This window comes from Halostella sp. PRR32 (assembly GCF_034808085.1).
Taxonomy (GTDB): Archaea; Halobacteriota; Halobacteria; order Halobacteriales; family Natronoarchaeaceae; genus Halostella; species Halostella pelagica.
This window is the reverse complement of sequence record NZ_JAXHGL010000002.1, coordinates 534,834-551,251: the sequence shown is the minus strand read 5'-3', so window position 1 is coordinate 551,251 and position 16,418 is coordinate 534,834. Positions and strand designations below refer to the sequence as shown.

At 66.3% G+C, this 16,418-nt stretch carries 18 protein-coding genes; 3 read left to right on the top strand and 15 right to left on the bottom strand.

Annotated features, from left to right (window positions below):
* Positions 1-64: 64 nt before the first annotated feature.
* From thrC to SM753_RS08040, 4 genes are all read right to left on the bottom strand, one after another.
* Positions 65-1,318, bottom strand: coding sequence for a threonine synthase (thrC, locus tag SM753_RS08055; protein ID WP_369335345.1), 1,254 nt, complete (start codon positions 1,316-1,318; stop codon positions 65-67).
* Positions 1,319-1,394: 76 nt separating this feature from the next.
* Entirely contained in the window at positions 1,395-2,252 is an 858-nt protein-coding gene (locus SM753_RS08050) for a DUF5694 domain-containing protein (protein ID WP_323191193.1), read from the bottom strand.
* A gap of 77 nt (positions 2,253-2,329) precedes the next feature.
* Positions 2,330-2,710 (bottom strand): helix-turn-helix domain-containing protein, encoded by a 381-nt coding sequence (locus SM753_RS08045; RefSeq protein WP_135535066.1) that lies wholly within the window; start codon positions 2,708-2,710, stop codon positions 2,330-2,332.
* Positions 2,711-2,826: 116 nt separating this feature from the next.
* Complete coding sequence (locus SM753_RS08040) at positions 2,827-3,069, bottom strand: hypothetical protein (RefSeq protein WP_135535065.1); 243 nt, start codon at positions 3,067-3,069, stop codon at positions 2,827-2,829.
* A 148-nt stretch (positions 3,070-3,217) separates the two neighbouring features.
* Between SM753_RS08040 and SM753_RS08035 the strand changes: the two genes are divergently transcribed.
* From SM753_RS08035 to SM753_RS08025, 3 genes are all read left to right on the top strand, one after another.
* On the top strand, positions 3,218-3,691 hold the full coding sequence (locus SM753_RS08035) for a histidine kinase (RefSeq protein ID WP_323191192.1): 474 nt from the start codon (positions 3,218-3,220) through the stop codon (positions 3,689-3,691).
* A gap of 89 nt (positions 3,692-3,780) precedes the next feature.
* Positions 3,781-4,290 carry a hypothetical protein gene (locus SM753_RS08030; RefSeq protein WP_323191191.1) on the top strand — a complete coding sequence of 170 codons (510 nt, stop codon included), beginning with the start codon at positions 3,781-3,783 and terminating at the stop codon, positions 4,288-4,290.
* A 28-nt stretch (positions 4,291-4,318) separates the two neighbouring features.
* Positions 4,319-4,519 (top strand): hypothetical protein, encoded by a 201-nt coding sequence (locus SM753_RS08025; protein ID WP_323191190.1) that lies wholly within the window; start codon positions 4,319-4,321, stop codon positions 4,517-4,519.
* Positions 4,520-4,572: 53 nt separating this feature from the next.
* Here the strand turns inward: SM753_RS08025 and argF are convergent, their stop codons facing one another.
* The 11 genes from argF to SM753_RS07970 all read right to left on the bottom strand — a co-directional run bounded on the left by argF (position 4,573) and on the right by SM753_RS07970 (position 16,352).
* Positions 4,573-5,484 carry an ornithine carbamoyltransferase gene (gene argF / locus SM753_RS08020; RefSeq protein WP_323191189.1) on the bottom strand — a complete coding sequence of 304 codons (912 nt, stop codon included), beginning with the start codon at positions 5,482-5,484 and terminating at the stop codon, positions 4,573-4,575.
* On the bottom strand, positions 5,481-6,623 hold the full coding sequence (locus SM753_RS08015) for a [LysW]-lysine hydrolase (protein ID WP_323191188.1): 1,143 nt from the start codon (positions 6,621-6,623) through the stop codon (positions 5,481-5,483). The genes argF and SM753_RS08015 overlap by 4 nt, the downstream gene beginning before the upstream one ends.
* Entirely contained in the window at positions 6,620-7,747 is a 1,128-nt protein-coding gene (locus SM753_RS08010; RefSeq protein WP_323191187.1) for an aspartate aminotransferase family protein, read from the bottom strand. The genes SM753_RS08015 and SM753_RS08010 overlap by 4 nt, the downstream gene beginning before the upstream one ends.
* Entirely contained in the window at positions 7,744-8,598 is an 855-nt protein-coding gene (locus tag SM753_RS08005; protein WP_323191186.1) for an acetylglutamate/acetylaminoadipate kinase, read from the bottom strand. Before SM753_RS08005 ends, SM753_RS08010 begins: the two co-directional genes overlap by 4 nt.
* Before the next feature lie 47 nt (positions 8,599-8,645).
* Positions 8,646-9,692, bottom strand: a complete 1,047-nt coding sequence (gene argC, locus SM753_RS08000) for an N-acetyl-gamma-glutamyl-phosphate reductase (RefSeq protein ID WP_138798422.1) — start codon at positions 9,690-9,692, stop codon at positions 8,646-8,648.
* Entirely contained in the window at positions 9,692-10,564 is an 873-nt protein-coding gene (gene lysX / locus SM753_RS07995) for a lysine biosynthesis protein LysX (protein WP_138798421.1), read from the bottom strand. The genes argC and lysX overlap by 1 nt, the downstream gene beginning before the upstream one ends.
* Before the next feature lie 93 nt (positions 10,565-10,657).
* A complete protein-coding gene (gene lysW / locus SM753_RS07990) occupies positions 10,658-10,822 on the bottom strand; it encodes a lysine biosynthesis protein LysW (RefSeq protein WP_135535056.1) in 165 nt (54 codons plus the stop codon).
* Between the two features lie 246 nt (positions 10,823-11,068).
* Positions 11,069-12,520 (bottom strand): argininosuccinate lyase, encoded by a 1,452-nt coding sequence (argH, locus tag SM753_RS07985; RefSeq protein ID WP_323191185.1) that lies wholly within the window; start codon positions 12,518-12,520, stop codon positions 11,069-11,071.
* A 1-nt stretch (position 12,521) separates the two neighbouring features.
* Complete coding sequence (locus tag SM753_RS07980; RefSeq protein WP_323191184.1) at positions 12,522-13,760, bottom strand: argininosuccinate synthase; 1,239 nt, start codon at positions 13,758-13,760, stop codon at positions 12,522-12,524.
* Between the two features lie 296 nt (positions 13,761-14,056).
* The gene (locus SM753_RS07975) at positions 14,057-15,037 is read right to left on the bottom strand and encodes a hypothetical protein (protein WP_323191183.1); all 981 of its coding nucleotides are present in this window, start codon (positions 15,035-15,037) and stop codon (positions 14,057-14,059) included.
* 154 nt (positions 15,038-15,191) lie between these two features.
* Positions 15,192-16,352, bottom strand: a complete 1,161-nt coding sequence (locus SM753_RS07970) for a hypothetical protein (protein WP_323191182.1) — start codon at positions 16,350-16,352, stop codon at positions 15,192-15,194.
* Positions 16,353-16,418 lie beyond the last annotated feature (66 nt).

Below are 16,418 nucleotides of genomic sequence, written 5' to 3'. Positions count from 1 at the left end.
CTCTACGAGACGCTCTCCCAAAATAACCCGGCAGACGGGCGTCTGTCGCCCGTATGACGACGATCTAGTTGCCGAGGTGTTCGAGAACTGCGTCCGTGTCGTTCGGAACGGGTTCCGGGTCGCCGCCTGCCTCTGCCGCGGCGTCGGGGTCTTTCAGCAGGTGGCCGGTCGTGAGACAGACCACGTCCTCGTCGTCGCCGACGACGCCCCGGTCGCGGAGTTTCCGTAGCCCGGCGACGGAGGCGGCGGAGGCGGGCTCGACGCCGACACCCTCCGCGGCGAGCGAGCGCTGGGCGTCCGTGATCTCCTCGTCGGAAACGGCGACCGCAGTGCCGCCCGTCTCGCGGATGCCCGGCAGTGCCTTGGGCGCGTTGACGGGATTGCCGATGCGGATGGCCGTCGCGCGGGTTTCGACCTCGTCCCAGCGCTCGGTGTGGTCCCACCCGTTCTCGACGGCCTCGACCATCGGGGCCGCGCCCTCGGCTTGGACGCCGGTGAGCTTTGGCACCTCGTCGGCGTCGAGTTGGCCGCTCCGGACGAGTTCGCGGAAGCACTTGAAAAGCGCCGCAGTGTTGCCGGCGTTGCCGACCGGTAGGACGATGCGGTCGGGGTAGCGCCCTTCGTCCGCGTGGAACTCCTCTAAGATTTCGAGACCGATCGTCTTCTGACCCTCCAGGCGGAACGGGTTCAGCGAGTTCAGCAGGTACGCCTCGCCGCGCTCGGCGAGGTCCTGTACGATGTCGAGACAGGCGTCGAAGTTGCCGTCGACTTCGAGAATGCGGGCTCCGTGGAGACTCGCCTGGGCGACCTTGCCCGCGGCGACCTTGCCAGCGGGTAGGAGGACGAGGGTCTCAAGACCGGCGCGAGCGCCGTAGGCGGCCAGCGCGGCGCTGGTGTTCCCGGTCGAGGCGCAGGCGAGGCGGTCGACGCCGAGTTTCTCGGCGACGCGGACGCCGACGGTCATTCCACGGTCCTTGAAACTCCCCGTCGGGTTCATCCCCTCGTGCTTGACGCGGAGGGTGTTGACGCCGACCGATTCCTCCAGCCGCGGGACGTAATGAAGGGGCGTGTTCCCTTCGGGAAGGGTCACGCCCTCGTCGAACGGGAGCGCGGCGCTGTAGCGCCATACTCCTTCGCCCTCGAAGTCCTCGAACGTCGGCGGGTCGGCGTAGCGCGCCTCCAGCAGTCCGTCGCAGTCGTCGCAGCGGTACCGGACCGCGTCGAACGGCGCGAACGTCGCGCCGCATTCGATACACGCCAGCCAGACGCCGTCCTCGGCGTCTTCGGGGGCGGCGTCCTGCTCGGCAGCGAGCGTCATGGAGCTCATTACCGGCTTCAAGGATCCGGGCCGGGAAAAACTGCCCGCTCTGCGCGAAACTGGCCCCGCTCGCGACTCAGAGATACGGGAGCGGACTCGTCGGGCAGAACATCGGCGCTTCGTCCAGAAGGTGTCGGAGGACGCGGACGTGGCCGCTTCCGATGATCAGCAGCACGCGTTCGTCGCCCGCCTCTACCGCCCGCCACAGGTTGTGTGCGATGCGGATGTTCCGGTCGTACCAGGTCGAGAGCGCCCGCGGCCCGCCGAAGTTCTCGCCCTCGCCGTAGCGCAGGTAGGTCCCGAACATACCGCGCTGGTTGATCGCCAGATGCTCTTCTCCGTTCAGATATCGGTGGTACTCGACGAGCGTCGACTCCCGGAGGCGCTCGTTCAGTTCGCGCTCGATAGTTTCGGGGTCCCGGAGCGAGAACGACGCCTTCGTCTCCGGTTCGAAGTCGCGTTCTTCGAGCGCTGTCAGCCCGTCGTTACCGAGCGAGGCCGGGGCGTCCACGGGATACACTCGGTCGTGACCTAACTGGTCGGCCAGCCGAAAGCCGACCTGCACGACTTCGCTCCGGCACTCGGTCGTTGGCTCGTTCCGCCGCGGGTGTAGCGGATCTATCTCTACTTCTTGGTCGTAGGCGTACTCACTGGACTGGTAGGCGTCGAACAGGTCGTTCAGGTCTTCGGTCCGGTCGTACGGTCGCTCGACGGCGACTCGTTCCGGGTTCCACCGTCCGAGCCGACCGGTCAGGTCCCGGAGACCCTCCTGGCGCTCCGGTGCGAGCACGTCGTCCGCGTCGACGTTCACCTCGTCAAGTCCCGGACTGTCCATGTGGTACGTGCCGAACAGCATCACGCGGACCTGGCCAGCCTCGTAGCGCGGCCACCCTGTCGGCGGTTCCGTCTCCCCCGATTCGCTGATCTCGACCATCGTGCGGCATCCTCACACGGCGGGGTTAAAAACGCTTCGAGGCTGGTGAAAAGAATCCAACTGAACTGCGATGTACCTCAATCGTCCCCGAACTCGTCGATGACGCCGTGGACGATCTCGGCCCAGTCGTCGAGCGCGGCATGGAGCATCGACTTGGCCTCGGGGAGCGGTTTCGCGGTGTACTGGTAGACGTATCCGCCGGGGTCGAGCAAGCGACGCTCCCGGTCGACGAGTCCTTTCTCCATTAGCGTGGTCAGCGAGCGGTTGACGTTGCTCCGGTCGCGGTCCAGTTCCGTCGCGAGTTCCTCGACGGTGCTTCCGGGGTGGTCGAGCAGTGTCAGATACGTCCGTGTCTCGTGGGCCTGGATGCCGAACACACAGGTCATCACCTCGGAGAACGATGGATCCGCCGTCTCCATTAGCTCCCCCATCTCCCCGGCCGGTTCGGAATCCGCCATAGGCAGACGTTCGAGCGGTGAGGGGTTAAAAGCGATGACTCATCCTGCCGGACGGAGGCCTGTGACGACTTTCGACTGGAGTGTCGACTATCGTCTCGCAGTTCCGTTCGACAGTATCAGTCTATGGTTTTGATGTACCCCTGGTTCTTGATGCACTTGCGCATCTCAGCTTCCGCTTCATGTTTGTGCAACGTCGTGGGCGTGTCGCAGTAGTACACCGTGCCGTCGTGACGTAACGTCACCTCGTACTCCGAGCCGAGCACCTCCGTTTCGATGATGACGCGACCGCCGTCGTTCAGCACATCGAGGATCACGTCGGCGTCGAGTTCGCCGGCGGTGGCACGCAGTGGGTCGTTCATCTCGGGTATGTCGAGTTTCGACCCGGCGCTATTGAGTGTTTTCGGCTCCGGCCGAGTTAGACGTTACCATGGATAAGAGCTACGCACCTGTGCGTCCGTGACGCCGCGCCGAGATATCTCTATACGGACGACAATGCGAACAATTACCATGGCACAGGAGACTTCCACCGACCGTCGAACTGACACCAGAACACGGCTCGAAACGTGGCAGGCGGGCGTCCTCGGCGGTCTCGCCGGGGGGTTCGTGATGGGTATCATGCTGACGATGCAGATGACGCCGGTCATCGAAAACGCCATTCCCGCACTGTGGGGGCTCTCCGGCGGACTCGCAGGGTGGGTGATCCACATGTCGAACTCGGCCGTCCTCGGCGTCGTCTTCGCCGCTATCGCTAGCGCCGGCGCTTTCCGCGAGTACGCCGACAGCCCCGGGACGAGTGCCGCCCTCGGAATCGCGTATGGCGTCGTCCTGTGGGTCGTCCTCGCCGCGATCGTGATGCCGATCTGGCTGGACGCTGTCGGCTTCGGTATGGCTCCGGCCGTTCCCAACTTCAATCCGATGAGCCTCGTCGGTCACGTCGCGTACGGCGTAGTTCTGGGGGTTGTGTACCCGCTGCTACGCTGACGGAGTGCCGTACCCGACGCGTTTTTCTTCTGTGCGGATACGACACATTAGCGAGATACTAATTTAAACTACACGACACATCCTCCCGTATGTCGAAGACGGACCGGACGATGCCGAAACCGGAGCGCAACAACTCCTACGTACTATACGGTGCTATTACCGGCGTTATCGCCGGTCTCGTGTTCGGATTGCTGATACAGTTCCGACTCGAACGGATGACCGCGATCGGTGCGATGTACACGCTGGGCGAACCGAGTCTCTCCGCTGGATGGGTCGCACACGTCTTTCACAGTGCGCTCTTCGGCGGTCTGTTCGGACTGGTCATCGACCGCGAACCGCTCCGGTCGTGGGGTCGCAATCCGTTGACGAACGCCGGGCAGGGTCTCGCCTTCGGAGTCCTTCTCTGGGGGATAAACATCGTCTTTCTCTGGCCGCTGTGGCTGAACAGCGTCGGCGTCCCCAACGCGCCGGAACTCCCGTTTCTGGGCGTCATGCCGCTTTTGGGTCACGTCATCTACGGCGGTCTGACGGGGCTACTGTTCACCCTGACGACCGGCGACCGCGGAGAGCATACCTCTCTGTTTCGGGGTGGTGGTTAACCACGGCTGTGACGTACCCGGAAGCGCAATGGTCGGATCATCTCCAAAGGCGTCTCTCGTCGTCGGATGTTTGACGTTCGGCGTCGCAGTTTTATCGTTCGTGATCGAAGATACGCTCGGATCGTGGCCGACTCCGTTCGGCCAGGGGAGCCCCGTGCTGTTCGCTATCCTCGGAATCGCTCTCGTGAGCCCCTACATGATCTCACGCGTCAACGGAACTGAAGAGTGAGCGGCGGTACACTCTGTCTCACGAGTCCGTTCGCGACCGCGACCGTCCGGCAGTCAGTTCTCCAGCAACCAGGCGAGCAGGCCTTTCTGGGCGTGCATCCGGTTTTCCGCCTGCTGCCACACGACCGAACGGTCGCTCTCGATGACGTCGTCGGTGATCTCCTCGCCGCGGTGAGCGGGCAGACAGTGCATCACGGACGCGTCGGGAGCTGCGTGGTCCAGCAGGTCCGCACGGACCTGAAACCCCTCGAAATCGTTCATTCGGACGTCGCGTTCGTCCTCCTGTCCCATGCTGATCCACACGTCCGTGTAGATGATGTCGGCGTCCTCGACGGCTGCGACCGGGTCGTGTGTGACTGTCGGGTCGCCGCCGAGTTCACGGGCTCGTTCGACCACGTCGTCGTCGATGCCGTAGCCCGGGGGTGTGGCGACGGTGAGGTCGACGTCTGCCAGCGCGCACCCGATAGCGAACGACTGGGCGACGTTGTTCCCGTCGCCGACCCAGGTAGCCGAGACGTCGTCGAACCCGTCTTTCGTCTCCCGGATCGTCAGCAGGTCGGCGAGCGTCTGGCAGGGGTGGGCGTCGTCGGTGAGGCCGTTGATGACGGGAACGTCGGAGTACTCGGCGAGCACCTCGGCGTTGGCGTGTTTGAACACGCGGGCCATCAGCACGTCGACGTACCGTGACAGCGCTCGCGACGTGTCCTTGAGCGGTTCGCCGCGGCCGAGTTGGATGTCGTTCTCGCCGAGGAAGACGGCGTGGCCGCCCAGTTGCGTCATCCCCGTCTCGAACGAGACACGAGTCCGAGTCGAGGGTTTCTGGAACAGCATGCCGAGCGTCCGCTCTTGCAGGTCCCGGTGGGATTCACCGGCGTTCAGCAGCTCTTTGTACTCCGCCCCCCTGTCGAGGACGGACTCCAGTTCGTCGGGCGTCAGATCGTCGACGTCGAGGTAGTGTCTGGTCATGCTTGCAGGCGGTTCGCGACGCGTTCGAGCACGGCGATCGAGCGCTCGAACTCGCCGAGGTCGAGATGTTCGTTCGGTGCGTGGTCAAGGTCGGAGTCGCCGGGTCCGTACGTCGCCATCGGACAGTCCCAGGCTTGCGCGTAGAGGTTCATGTCGCTCGTCCCGGTTTTCCGCAGGAGGCGGGGGTCGCCCTCCTCGCCTCGGATCGCGGCTCGAAACGCCCGTGCGACCTCGTTCCGGGGGTTCTCCATCACCGGCGGAGTGGGCTCCTCCCACGTGACCGTGCCCGTCTCTAGCTCGCCGTCCCGCGGGTCTTGTCCGCTCGACGTGTTCGAGCGACCGTATAGCTCGCTCTCCGCGATCTCTCTGATACCCTCCGCGGTCCTGTTCGGCGGGATCCGCAACTGAACGTCCATCGTCGCCTCGACCGAGAGGCCGTCCGCGGTGAACCCGCCCTCGACGCTGACCGGCTTCGTCGTCACCTGTTCGAAGACGGGTATTTCGGCGGTTTCACCGTCTTCATCTCGTTGCGCCTCGGGCGCAACGCTACTTTCGTCCGGGTCGAACGCGTCTTCGACGCGGGACCACCAGCGGATCGCGTCCTGAATGGCGTTCGGTTCGGGCCGGGAGGTGTGGCCGGACTCGCTGGTCGCGAGATACGTGCCGGCGAGAAAGCCACGGTAGCCAAGCGTGATCCCGTCCCAGCCGCTGGGTTCGCCGTTGACGACGGCTTCGGGCGCGTCGCGGTCGGCGATCAGGTGACGCGCTCCCCGGGAGTCGGTCTCCTCGCCGACGACGCCGACGAACGAGACGCCGGCACGCACCGCCGCGGCGGCCATCGCCGCGAGCGGGCCGGTCGCGTCGACGGAGCCGCGGCCCCACAACTGGTCGTCGTCGTCCACTTCGACCGGGATCTCTCCGGGCACGGTGTCGATGTGCGAGGTCAGCAACACCGCGTCGTCGGCGGGGGCGCGGACGTTACCCACCTCGTCGATCCACACCTCGCGGTCGTGGGCCTCGAAGAAGTCGGCGAGACGCTGGGCCGCCGCCGCCTCCTCGCCTGTGGGTGAGGGGATCGACACGAGGTCGACGAGCAGTTCGCGGGCCTCGTCGTCCGAGACGGTCGCGGTCGCGCTCATTCCACGACCTCCGCCAGCGCGTCGACCACGTGGTCGACCTCCGCTTCGCCGATGGTCAGCGGCGGGAGCAGGCGCACGACGGTCCGACCCGCCGGCAGCGCAAGCACGTCGTGGTTCAGCGCGAGTTCCTTCAGCGCGCGGTTCGCACCGCGGCCGACCTCGACGCCGACCATCAGGCCCTCGCTGCGGATCTCGCGGACCTCGTCGCCGACGGCCGCGTCGAGTTCGGCGTGGAGGTACTCGCCCATCGCCGCGGCGTGTTCCGGGATCCCCTCGTCGACGATAGTCGAGACGGTGGTCCCCGCGGCGGCCGAGATAACCGGCCCGCCGGAGAACGTCGAGGCGTGCGAGCCGTAGTTCTCGGCGATCCAGTCGCGACACAGCGTCGCACCGACCGGGAAGCCGTTGGCGAGGCCCTTCGCGCTGGTGATCATGTCAGGGGTGACGCCCGCGCGCTGGGCGCTCCACAGCGCGCCGGTCCGTCCCATCCCAGTCTGTACCTCGTCGAAGATGAGCGCCGCGCCAGCGTCTTCCGTGATGTCGCGCGCGGCCCGCAGGTACTCGGTCGAAGCGGGGTTGATCCCGCCCTCGCCCTGGACGGGTTCGACGATGAACCCGGCGGTATCCTCGTCGACGGCGTCGTCGAGCGCCTCCGTGTCGTCGTACGGGACGAACTCAACGTCGCCGATCAGCGGTTCGTACGGGTCCTTGTACTTGTTCTTCCAGGTGGTCGCCAGCGACCCCATCGTGCGGCCGTGAAAGCCCTGCATCGTGGCGACGAGTTTCGAATCGCCCGTCGCCGCCCGCGCGAACTTCAGCGCCGCCTCGTTGGCCTCCGTGCCGGAGTTACTGAGCCACACCTTGTCGATGGGGTCCGGCGCGGTCTCGGCCAGCGTCTCGTACGCCGCCGTCCGCGCGGCGTTGGGGTACGACGCCTGCACGAACGTCAGCTTCTCGAACTGCTCCGTGACGGCCTCGGTGACCGCCGGGTGGCCGTGACCGAGGGGGACGCAGGCGTACGACGCGCCCATGTCGAGATACTCGGTGCCGTCGTCGCCGTAGACGTACGCGCCGTCGCCGCGTTCGATCCCGATCGGTTTCTCGGAGAAGACGAACCCCGTCATGCGTCCCCCTCCTCGTCCGCGTCGCCGTCGTCAGCCAGCGCACCTGGCGTGATCGTCGTGCCCTGCCCGTCGAGCGCGCCGACGATGGGGTCGTTGAGGTTCGCGTCGGCGACGGTGACCGAGGCCGCGCCGCCCTCTAACGCCTCGGTCGCCGCCATCACCTTCTTCGTCATGAACCCCTCGGCCGCGTCCTCGACGCGCTCGAACGCCGCGGGCGTCGCGGCCTCGTCGATGACCGTCGACTCGTCGTCGGGGTCCTCGTAGATGCCCGCGACGTCGGTCAGGACGACCAGATCCGCCTCAAGCGCGCCGGCGACGGCCGCGGCGGCGCGGTCCGCGTCGGCGTTGACTGGCGTGCCCTCTTTCGACAGCATCGGGACGGTGACGACCGGCGTGTAGCCGCTCGCCAGGAGCGTCTCCAGCAGGTCGGCGTTCACGTCTTCGATCGTGCCGGAGTGGTCCCCGCGTTTGATCTTCTTCGTGCCGTCCTCGACGACCCGCACGGCGGACTTGCGCGGGCCGGTGAGCAGTTTCCCGTCGACGCCCGAGAGGCCGACGGCGTCGACCCCTTCGCTCTGGAGCGAGGCGACGAGGTCCGTGTTCAGCTTCCCGGGCATCACCATCTCGAACACCTCCATCGTCCGCTCGTCGGTGAAGCGCCCGACGACGCCGCCGGGCGTCTCGACGTACTCGGGTTCCTCGCCGAGTTCTTCTAACGTCTCGTCCACTGCGGTCGACCCGCCGTGGACGACGACGACGTCCTCTCCGTTGGCCGTGAGGTGAGCGACGTCTGCCAGTGCGCCTTCCGGTTCGACGGCGCGAGCGCCGCCGATCTTGACTACTACCGTCATGTTGGTACGGAAACCTCCGTCGTGTCTGTGGAAATCATGAAAACGAATCAGGGTGCGCCGACAGGATGGAGTCCCTGGAACTCCAGGCCCGCCGTTTCCTCGAAGCCGAGCGCGACGTTGGCCGCGTGGACCGCCTGGCCCGCGGAGCCTTTCATCATGTTGTCGATGGCGGAAAACACCACGACACGCTTGTTCGAGGGGTCCAGTTCGAAGCCGACCTCGCCGTAGTTCGTCCCGGCGACCGCCTTCGGTTCCGGATAGCGGTAGACGCCGGACCCGCCCGCGGCCATGCGCATGAACGGCTCGTCCTCGTAGGTCTCGCGGTACGCGCCCCAGAGGTCTCCCTTCGAGACGGGGCCGTCCGGGAACACGTGACAGGTCGCCGACGCGCCGCGGGTCATGTCCACGGCGTGGCAGGTAAACGACACCGACGTGCCGAGGAACTGCTCGATTTCGGCCTCGTGGCGGTGGCCCTTCGGCGCGTACGGGCGGACGACGCCCGAGCGTTCGGGGTGGCTGGACGCCTCGCCGCCGCCAGCGCCGCCCTCCGAGGAGCCGACTTTCACGTCGACGACGACCTGCTCCGACCCGGAGAGGACGCCGTGTTCGAACAGCGGGTAGAGGCCGAGGATCGTCGCCGTGGCGTTACAGCCGCCGGAGGCGATCAGGTCCGCGCCCGCGAGGTTCTCGCGGTTGATCTCCGGCAGGGCGTACTCAGCCTCGTCGAGCAGTTCGGGCCTGCTGTGGCCGTCGTACCACTCGTCGTACTGCGCCTCGCTGTCGAGGCGGAAGTCCGCCGAGAGGTCGACGACGGTGTCAGCGACCTCGCGGAACGTGTCGACCTGTTCCATCGAGACGCCGTGGGGCGTCGCCGTAAAGAGCACGTCCACGCTCTCTAGGTCCTCCGGGTCGGAGAAGCGCAGGTCGGTACCGCGGAGGTTCGGGTGGACGGAGCCGACGCTCTTGCCGTCGTAGCTCCGACTCGTCGCCTGCTGGATTTCGAGGCCGGAGTGCGCGTCGATCAGCCGCAGTAGCTCGCCGCCGGTGAAACCGCTGCCGCCGACGACCGACGCCGAGAGCGACTCGTCCGCCATCAGGCGGTCACCTCTTTCCCCTGTTCGGCCTCGACCTTGGCTTCGAGCCAGTCGACGACGGCCCCGGGAACGTCGATGTCGGTCGTGTCGTTCAGCGCCTTGAACTCGACCGTGTGATTGACCTCGTGGACGGTGTAGCTGTCTCCGGTCTCCATGAGGTCGACGCCGAGCAGGCCGCCGCCGACGGCGTCGCTCGCGCGCTCGACGAGGTCTCTCGCCTCGTCGTCGAGTTCGAACTCGGCGGTTTCGGCCCCCTTGGCCGCATTCGTGAGCCAGTGGTCCGACGAGCGGACCATCGCGGCGACGGGCTCGCCGTCGGTCGCCAGCACGCGGATGTCGCGGCCGGGCTTCTCGACGAACTCCTGGACGTAGAACACCTTGTGCTCGTAGTGGCCGAGCGTCGCCTTGTGTTCGAGGATGGCCTCGGCGGCCGACTTGCCGTCTATCTTCGCCATCAGACGGCCCCACGAGCCGATGACCGGCTTCAGGACGCAGGGGTAGCCGAACTCCTCGATGGTCTGCATCGCGGCGTCTTTCGTGAATGCCACGTCAGTGTTCGGGGTGGGGATCCCCTCGCGGGTCAGCGCCAGGCTGTTTTTCACCTTGTCCGCACACACTTCCGCGGTGTCCGGCGTGTTGACCACGGGCACGTCGTACGCCTCGCAGAACCGCGTGACGTAGAGGCTCCTGCTGGTCGCCAGACAGCGGTCCAGCACGATGTCCAGGTCGTCGAACGCCTCCGGGGCGTCCTCGATGTTGAACTGCTGTTTCCGGACGTCTATCTTGGTGATGTCGTGGTCCCGGTCACGCAGCTCCGACAGCAGGAGCTTCTCGTCCTTGCGGATCCGGGAGTACAGCATTCCGACGTTCATTTGTGTTCCTCCGTAACTGCCGTGTTCGTATCCGCCGCCGTCAGGGTCGTACCGCGCGTTCGCGTTGCGGTGAGAGTCGTCTCGTCCGTCACCTTACTCCCCCCAGTCCTCCTCCAGCTCGGGGGCCTTCTGGAGGACTGGCGGGTTGGTGTCGGTCACTTCGAGCTCCGCACCGCAGGTCGTACAGTCGATGATCTCTCCGACTTCGAGGTCGTCGTGCAGGGCCACGTCCGCCCCACACTCAACGCATTCTGCCATTGTACCCTCTACTCGACGCCAGTACACCTTAAAACCTTCGAACTTACCAGATAAATTAAATAAGCATACTCTCCTCTAATCGCTTCAAAAATCCGCTCAAGCCGAAATCGCGTTCCGAGTATCAGTTTCGGAATGTGTTATCTGTCCCCTCGCGGGGACGGCGGCGACGGCGTCGCCGTCGCTCGCCCACGGGTTCCCGGTGGTGCACCCGTGGACGGCGGTAGTGGTCGCGGTCCGACGGGTCGATCACGCATACTCGCTCACCTCCGTGCGGAGGGCGTCATCGGCGTCGGCGAGCGCGGACCGCTCCGCCTCGACGGCCTCGGTGTCGGCGGTAAGCGTCGCCTCGGCGGCGTCGAGCGCGTCGGCCACCGCGGTCGCGGCGGGACCGCCGGTCGAGTCCCGACTCGCCACGCTCTCGGCGGGGTCCAGAGCGGCCTCCACGGCCGCGCGTTCGACGTACCCGTCGAGGGAATCGCCGAGCACCTCGCGGGCGGCGGCGTCGAGCGCGTCGTAATCAGCACCCGACTCTGCTGCGACGGCCACCATCTCGTGTGCGGTGCGGAACGGGAGACCGTGCATCGCCAGCAGGTCCGCGACGCCGGTCGCCGTCGAGAAGCCCTCGCCCGCGGCGTCCGCGAGCGCCGCCTCGTCCCAGTCGGCGGTGGCGACCGCACCGGCGGCCACGTCCACCGCCTCGACGACGGCGTCGACCGTCTCCCAGGCGTGCGGCGTCGCGCGCTGCAGGTCGCGGTTGTACGCGCGCGGCAGCCCCGAAAGCGTCGTCAGCAGGCCGTTCACACCGCTCGCGGCGTCGCCGGCGGTCGCGCGGACGAGTTCCAGCGTGTCGGGGTTTTTCTTCTGGGGCATGATCGACGAGGTCGACGAGTAGTCGTCGCTCAGGTCGACATAGCCCTTGTTCGCGAAGACGATCAGGTCCTCGGCGAGGCCCGACAGCGTCGTCGCTAGGTTCGCGAGCGCGCTCGTCGTCTCCAGCAGGAAGTCGCGGGCGGAACTCGCGTCCATCGAGTTCTCGACGACCGACTCGAACCCGAGCAGTTCGGCGGTGCGTTCGCGGTCGATGTCGAACGGCGTGCCCGCGAACGCCGCCGCGCCGAGCGGCGACCGGTTCACCCGGTCGTAGGCATCGAGTAAGCGCTCGGTGTCGCGCGCGACCGCCGATTCGTACGACAGCAACCAGTGCGCGACGGTCGTGGGCTGGGCGGGCTGGAGGTGCGTGAAGCCGGGCATCACGGCGTTCGCGTGGGCCTCGGCCGCCGACAGCAGGGCCTCGCGGAATCCCAGCGTCGCCTCCGCGGCGTCCAGTGCGTCCTCGCGCAGGCGGTAGCGTATACAGGCCGCTACCTCGTCGTTGCGCGACCGGGCGGTGTGCATCTTACCGCCTTCCTCGCCGACGCGGTCGATGACCGCCGTCTCGATTGCGGCGTGGACGTCCTCGCCCTCGGGGAGTGCGCCGTGGCCGGCGTCCTCCACGTCGTCCAGCGCGGAGAGGATTTCGCCGGCCGTGTCGTCGTCGACGATCCCCTGTTCCGCGAGCATCACGACGTGTGCGCGGTCGACCGCGAGGTCGGCGTCGAAGATGCGCCGGTCGGCGTCGAGCGAGGAGAGGAACTCGCGGGCGGGGCCGCCGCTGAAGCGGTCCCGGCGGACGACGTCGCCTGAGTTCCCCTCGGTCATCTCACTCGTCCCCGTCGCCGCTCCCGTCCGTGGCGAGCGTCTTCTTGTCCTGCGCGTCGATGACCTTGTTCGCCAGACGACCCTGGAAGCCGTGATACTTCGCGACGCCGGTGGCGTCCTTCTGGGTGATATTCTGGCCCTCGACGGTTTCGGTGTTGAACGAGGCGGCGTCCTCGGAGTAGGCCGCGTACTCGCTCTCGCGACCGACCGGACGGGCGCTCCCGCCTTCCAGTTTGACCGCCACCGTGCCGGTGACGCGGGACTGCGTCTCGTCGATGAACCCTTCGAGTGCACCCACGAGCGGCGCGTCGATCAGGCCCTGGTACGCCTTGTTCGACCACTGCTGGTCGACCTGCGTCTTGAAGTCGCGCTCTTCCTGGGTGAGCACGAGACCTTCGAGCGACTCGTGGGCGTTCAGCAGGACAGTCGCGGCGGGGTGCTCGTAGTTCTCGCGGACCTTGAGACCGAGCATGCGGTCCTCCATCATGTCCGTGCGACCGACGCCGTACGCGCCCGCCAGATCGTTGAGGTACTCGATGAGTTCGACGGGGCCGTACTCCTCGCCGTCGACGGCGACGGGTTCGCCGTCCTCGAACTCGATCTCGACGAGTTCGGCCTCGCCGGCCTCACCGGGCGCGTCGGTCCACTCGTAGATCTCTTCCGGCGGGACGTATCCCGGGTCCTCCAGTTTCGCACCCTCGACCGAGCGGCTCCAGAGGTTCGTGTCGATGGACCAGTCGCCCTCGTTACCGCTCTCGACGGGGAGGCCGCGCTCCTCGGCGTACTCCATCTCCCACTCGCGGGTGAGTTCGAGTTCGCGGACGGGCGCGATGACGTCGAGTTCCGAGTCGCGCCAGACGGCCTCGAACCGTAGTTGGTCGTTGCCCTTTCCGGTACAGCCGTGGGCAACGGCGTCGCAGTCGTGTTCCTTCGCTGTCTCGAGGATCGCATTCGCGATGACGGGGCGCGCCAGCGCGGTGCCGAGCGGGTAGCCCTGATAGGTCGCGTTCGCTTTCAGCGAGTCGAGACACAGCGTGGCGAACTCCTCTCGTGCGTCCACGACGTACTGTTCGACGCCGAGCGCGTCGGCGGTCTCCTCCGCTTCTTCGAACTCCTCGTCGGGCTGGCCGACGTCGACCGTGACGCCGACGACCTCGTCGTAGCCGTACTCCTCTTCGAGTAGTCCGACGCATACTGTCGTGTCCAATCCGCCTGAGAAGGCGAGTGCCACGCGTTCCATCTGTAACCGAAGAGACCCGCTTGAGGGTATTAAATCCTTCCTTTTAGATAGTGAATAAAAAGCACAGACGCGTCCGTAGGCGGGCTAAAGAGTTCTCAAGACTTCGTTCGAATCCGGTCGGAATGGAGAGTAATGATGGGCCTAGAAGAGGCCCGGTCGTCGCGGTCGCAGTCGCGGAGAGAAGGAGACGGACCCGGCGCTCACGGCGTCCGAGAGCGCGGAACGGCGGCGAGTCCAGTCCATCGTACCCGTCAGTAGTGGAACTGGGCTATTAAACCCTTCCGGCGAGGCAAAAGTTACGATTCGGCGGTCGAGTCGTCCTCGGAGGGTTCGCCGTCCGCGGACCCACTCCGAGTCACGTTCTCGATGGCTCCGGCGGTAGTCGTGGCGGCGGCGTCACCATTGCTGCCAGCCGCCTCAGCGTCGCCGTTTACGTCTACACTGCTTCCGCGGTCGCTGTCGTTTGCGGCACCGTCGGCGCGTTCCTCAGCGGTGTTTTCCGCGTCAACGACTCCTTGTTCGGAACTGTTCGTCGCATCCGTCACGTGGTCTTCGCCGGCCGTTTCAACGCTCCCGGTCACATTTACGGCTTCGGGGTCACTGTCGTTCGTCCCGTCAGCGTCGCGTCCGTTAGAACCGTTCGCGGCGTCGGTACTGCGGCTATCGGAGCCGTTCGTTGCGCTAAAACCGCGGTCGGCGGCTATCGGTTTGCCAGCGTTCTCGCCGGCGATAGAGCGTGCCATATCGGCCGCCTCGCCGCCGCTCAGGTCCTTGGCTCGGGTACGGAGCGACTGAACCGCGTCTCCGCCGTTCTGATCGAGTACGCCGATGGTGTCGTCAGTGCGGGCGTTCTCGCTCGCGTTCGCCATCCGCTCGACCGTCCGGGCCTCCGCGACGATCTGGGCCATCCGTGCACGGTATTCGCCTTCGGTTATGGACCCGTTCGCCCGTGCTTTCCGGAGTTCGGAGCGACGCTCTTCGAGTTCTTCGAGGCGGGTCTCGATGTCGGTTATCCGCCCGGTAACGACTGCGGCACGGGCGGTATTGCTCCCCGCGCCGCTGACGCGGAGCTGAAAGGTCCGCTCTTCCATCTCGCCGTCGATTTCGGCGGCCTGAACGCCGACGACGCCGGCGAGTCGTTCGCCGGGTGCGACCGAATCGTTCGATTCGTTGCTCTGAACCGGTGTGCCAGCGCTTCCACCGGCCATGGCGGCGGCCGGAGCTACCACCAGAGCGAGGACGAGGAGGGCGAGTGCAACCAGGGTCTTGCGACGCATCGTATCACTACTGTACCGCTCTACTCTCATATAAACGATAGGCTCTCAATCCCGATCAACGACGATTAATTCGAATTCACGCGGTTTCGATCCCGGCTACGTCGTGCGGTTCCTCCGAAGGTACGGGTGCGAATCGCGTGACTGCCCTGCCCGGTCATATTTCGTCGGTTTCGTCGGGGAGCGAGAGAACGTTCTCCCGGCCGAGGCGGAAGCTCTCTATTTTCCCCTCGTCTCGCAGGTCGCCGACCACCTGGCTGGTTTTGGCCTCCGTCCAGTCGAGCGCCGTGACCACCTCCTGCTGTTTCATCCGTCCGTCGCGCTGTTCGAGCAGCCGCAGGACGCGCTCTTCGTTGCTCAGCAGTTCCGGCGGCGGACCGTCGTCGTCCGCATCGCCGCCGGCCTGACCGGCCGTCGCGCCAGCCTCCTCGGTCGACCCGTCGCTCGTCTCTGCCGCCCCGGCCGCACCGCTTCCGCGACTCCGTGCCCAATACGCCAGACCCGCTATCGCGGCGACACCGACGACGACGAGCGCCGCGAGCAGCGGGTCGGTCCCGTTTCCGGAACCGGCGGACCCGTCCCCGTCGCCACTGCCGCCTTGGCCGCCGTCCGCGGGCGCGAGAACCAGGCTCGGTTCGTCGGAAGTGAAGTCGGTCTGGGTCCCGCGCCAGCCGACCGAGGTGTCGCCGCTGTTGTCGGTATCCGGCGAGATGGACTCGACCTCGTAGCCGTCGGGCCACTCGACAGTCAGACGGGTTTCGCTGCTCAGGAAGAACCCGCGGATCGCGTCGCCGACCAGGATCCGGTCGCCGTCGACGGCGGCGAAGTTCTCCCAGTCGAACGTGTACGTTATCACGCCGTACTCCTGCGGGATCGAGCGCGTCTCGGTGCCGATTCTCACGTCGCGTACCGCCATTTCGCGACCGGTTTCGTTTTCGGCCGACCGGACGGTGCGTGTTATCCGGTCGCGAAAGCGCGCGGTGTAGTTGTCGGGGTTCGCCTCCACGTCCCGTTGCAGGTCCTCGAACGCCTGCGTCGTGTTGTCGTCGTCGAGGCGCGTCCAGTACTGCATCTCCCACGTCGCCGTCCCGTTCTCGTCGACCGAAACGAGCAGGCGTATCTCATCGGTTTCGACCTCCTGGGCGGCGGCGACCTCCGGGTCCGGGTTGGCTGACTGGTGCTCGGAGCCAGCGCCGCCCGCGACAGTCCCGACGGCACCCGAGGCGGAACCGGCGGCTCCGGCGCTGGAAGCGAGGGAAACCGTGATCAGCAGGGCAACGAGACTGACCGCGAGTGCCCCTCGTGTCCTCTCTCGCATTCTGCCGAACGGTGGCTCCTAGGGGTGAAAGGTCTTACCACCGAGTCGTGTCCCCGCAGAAGCCAC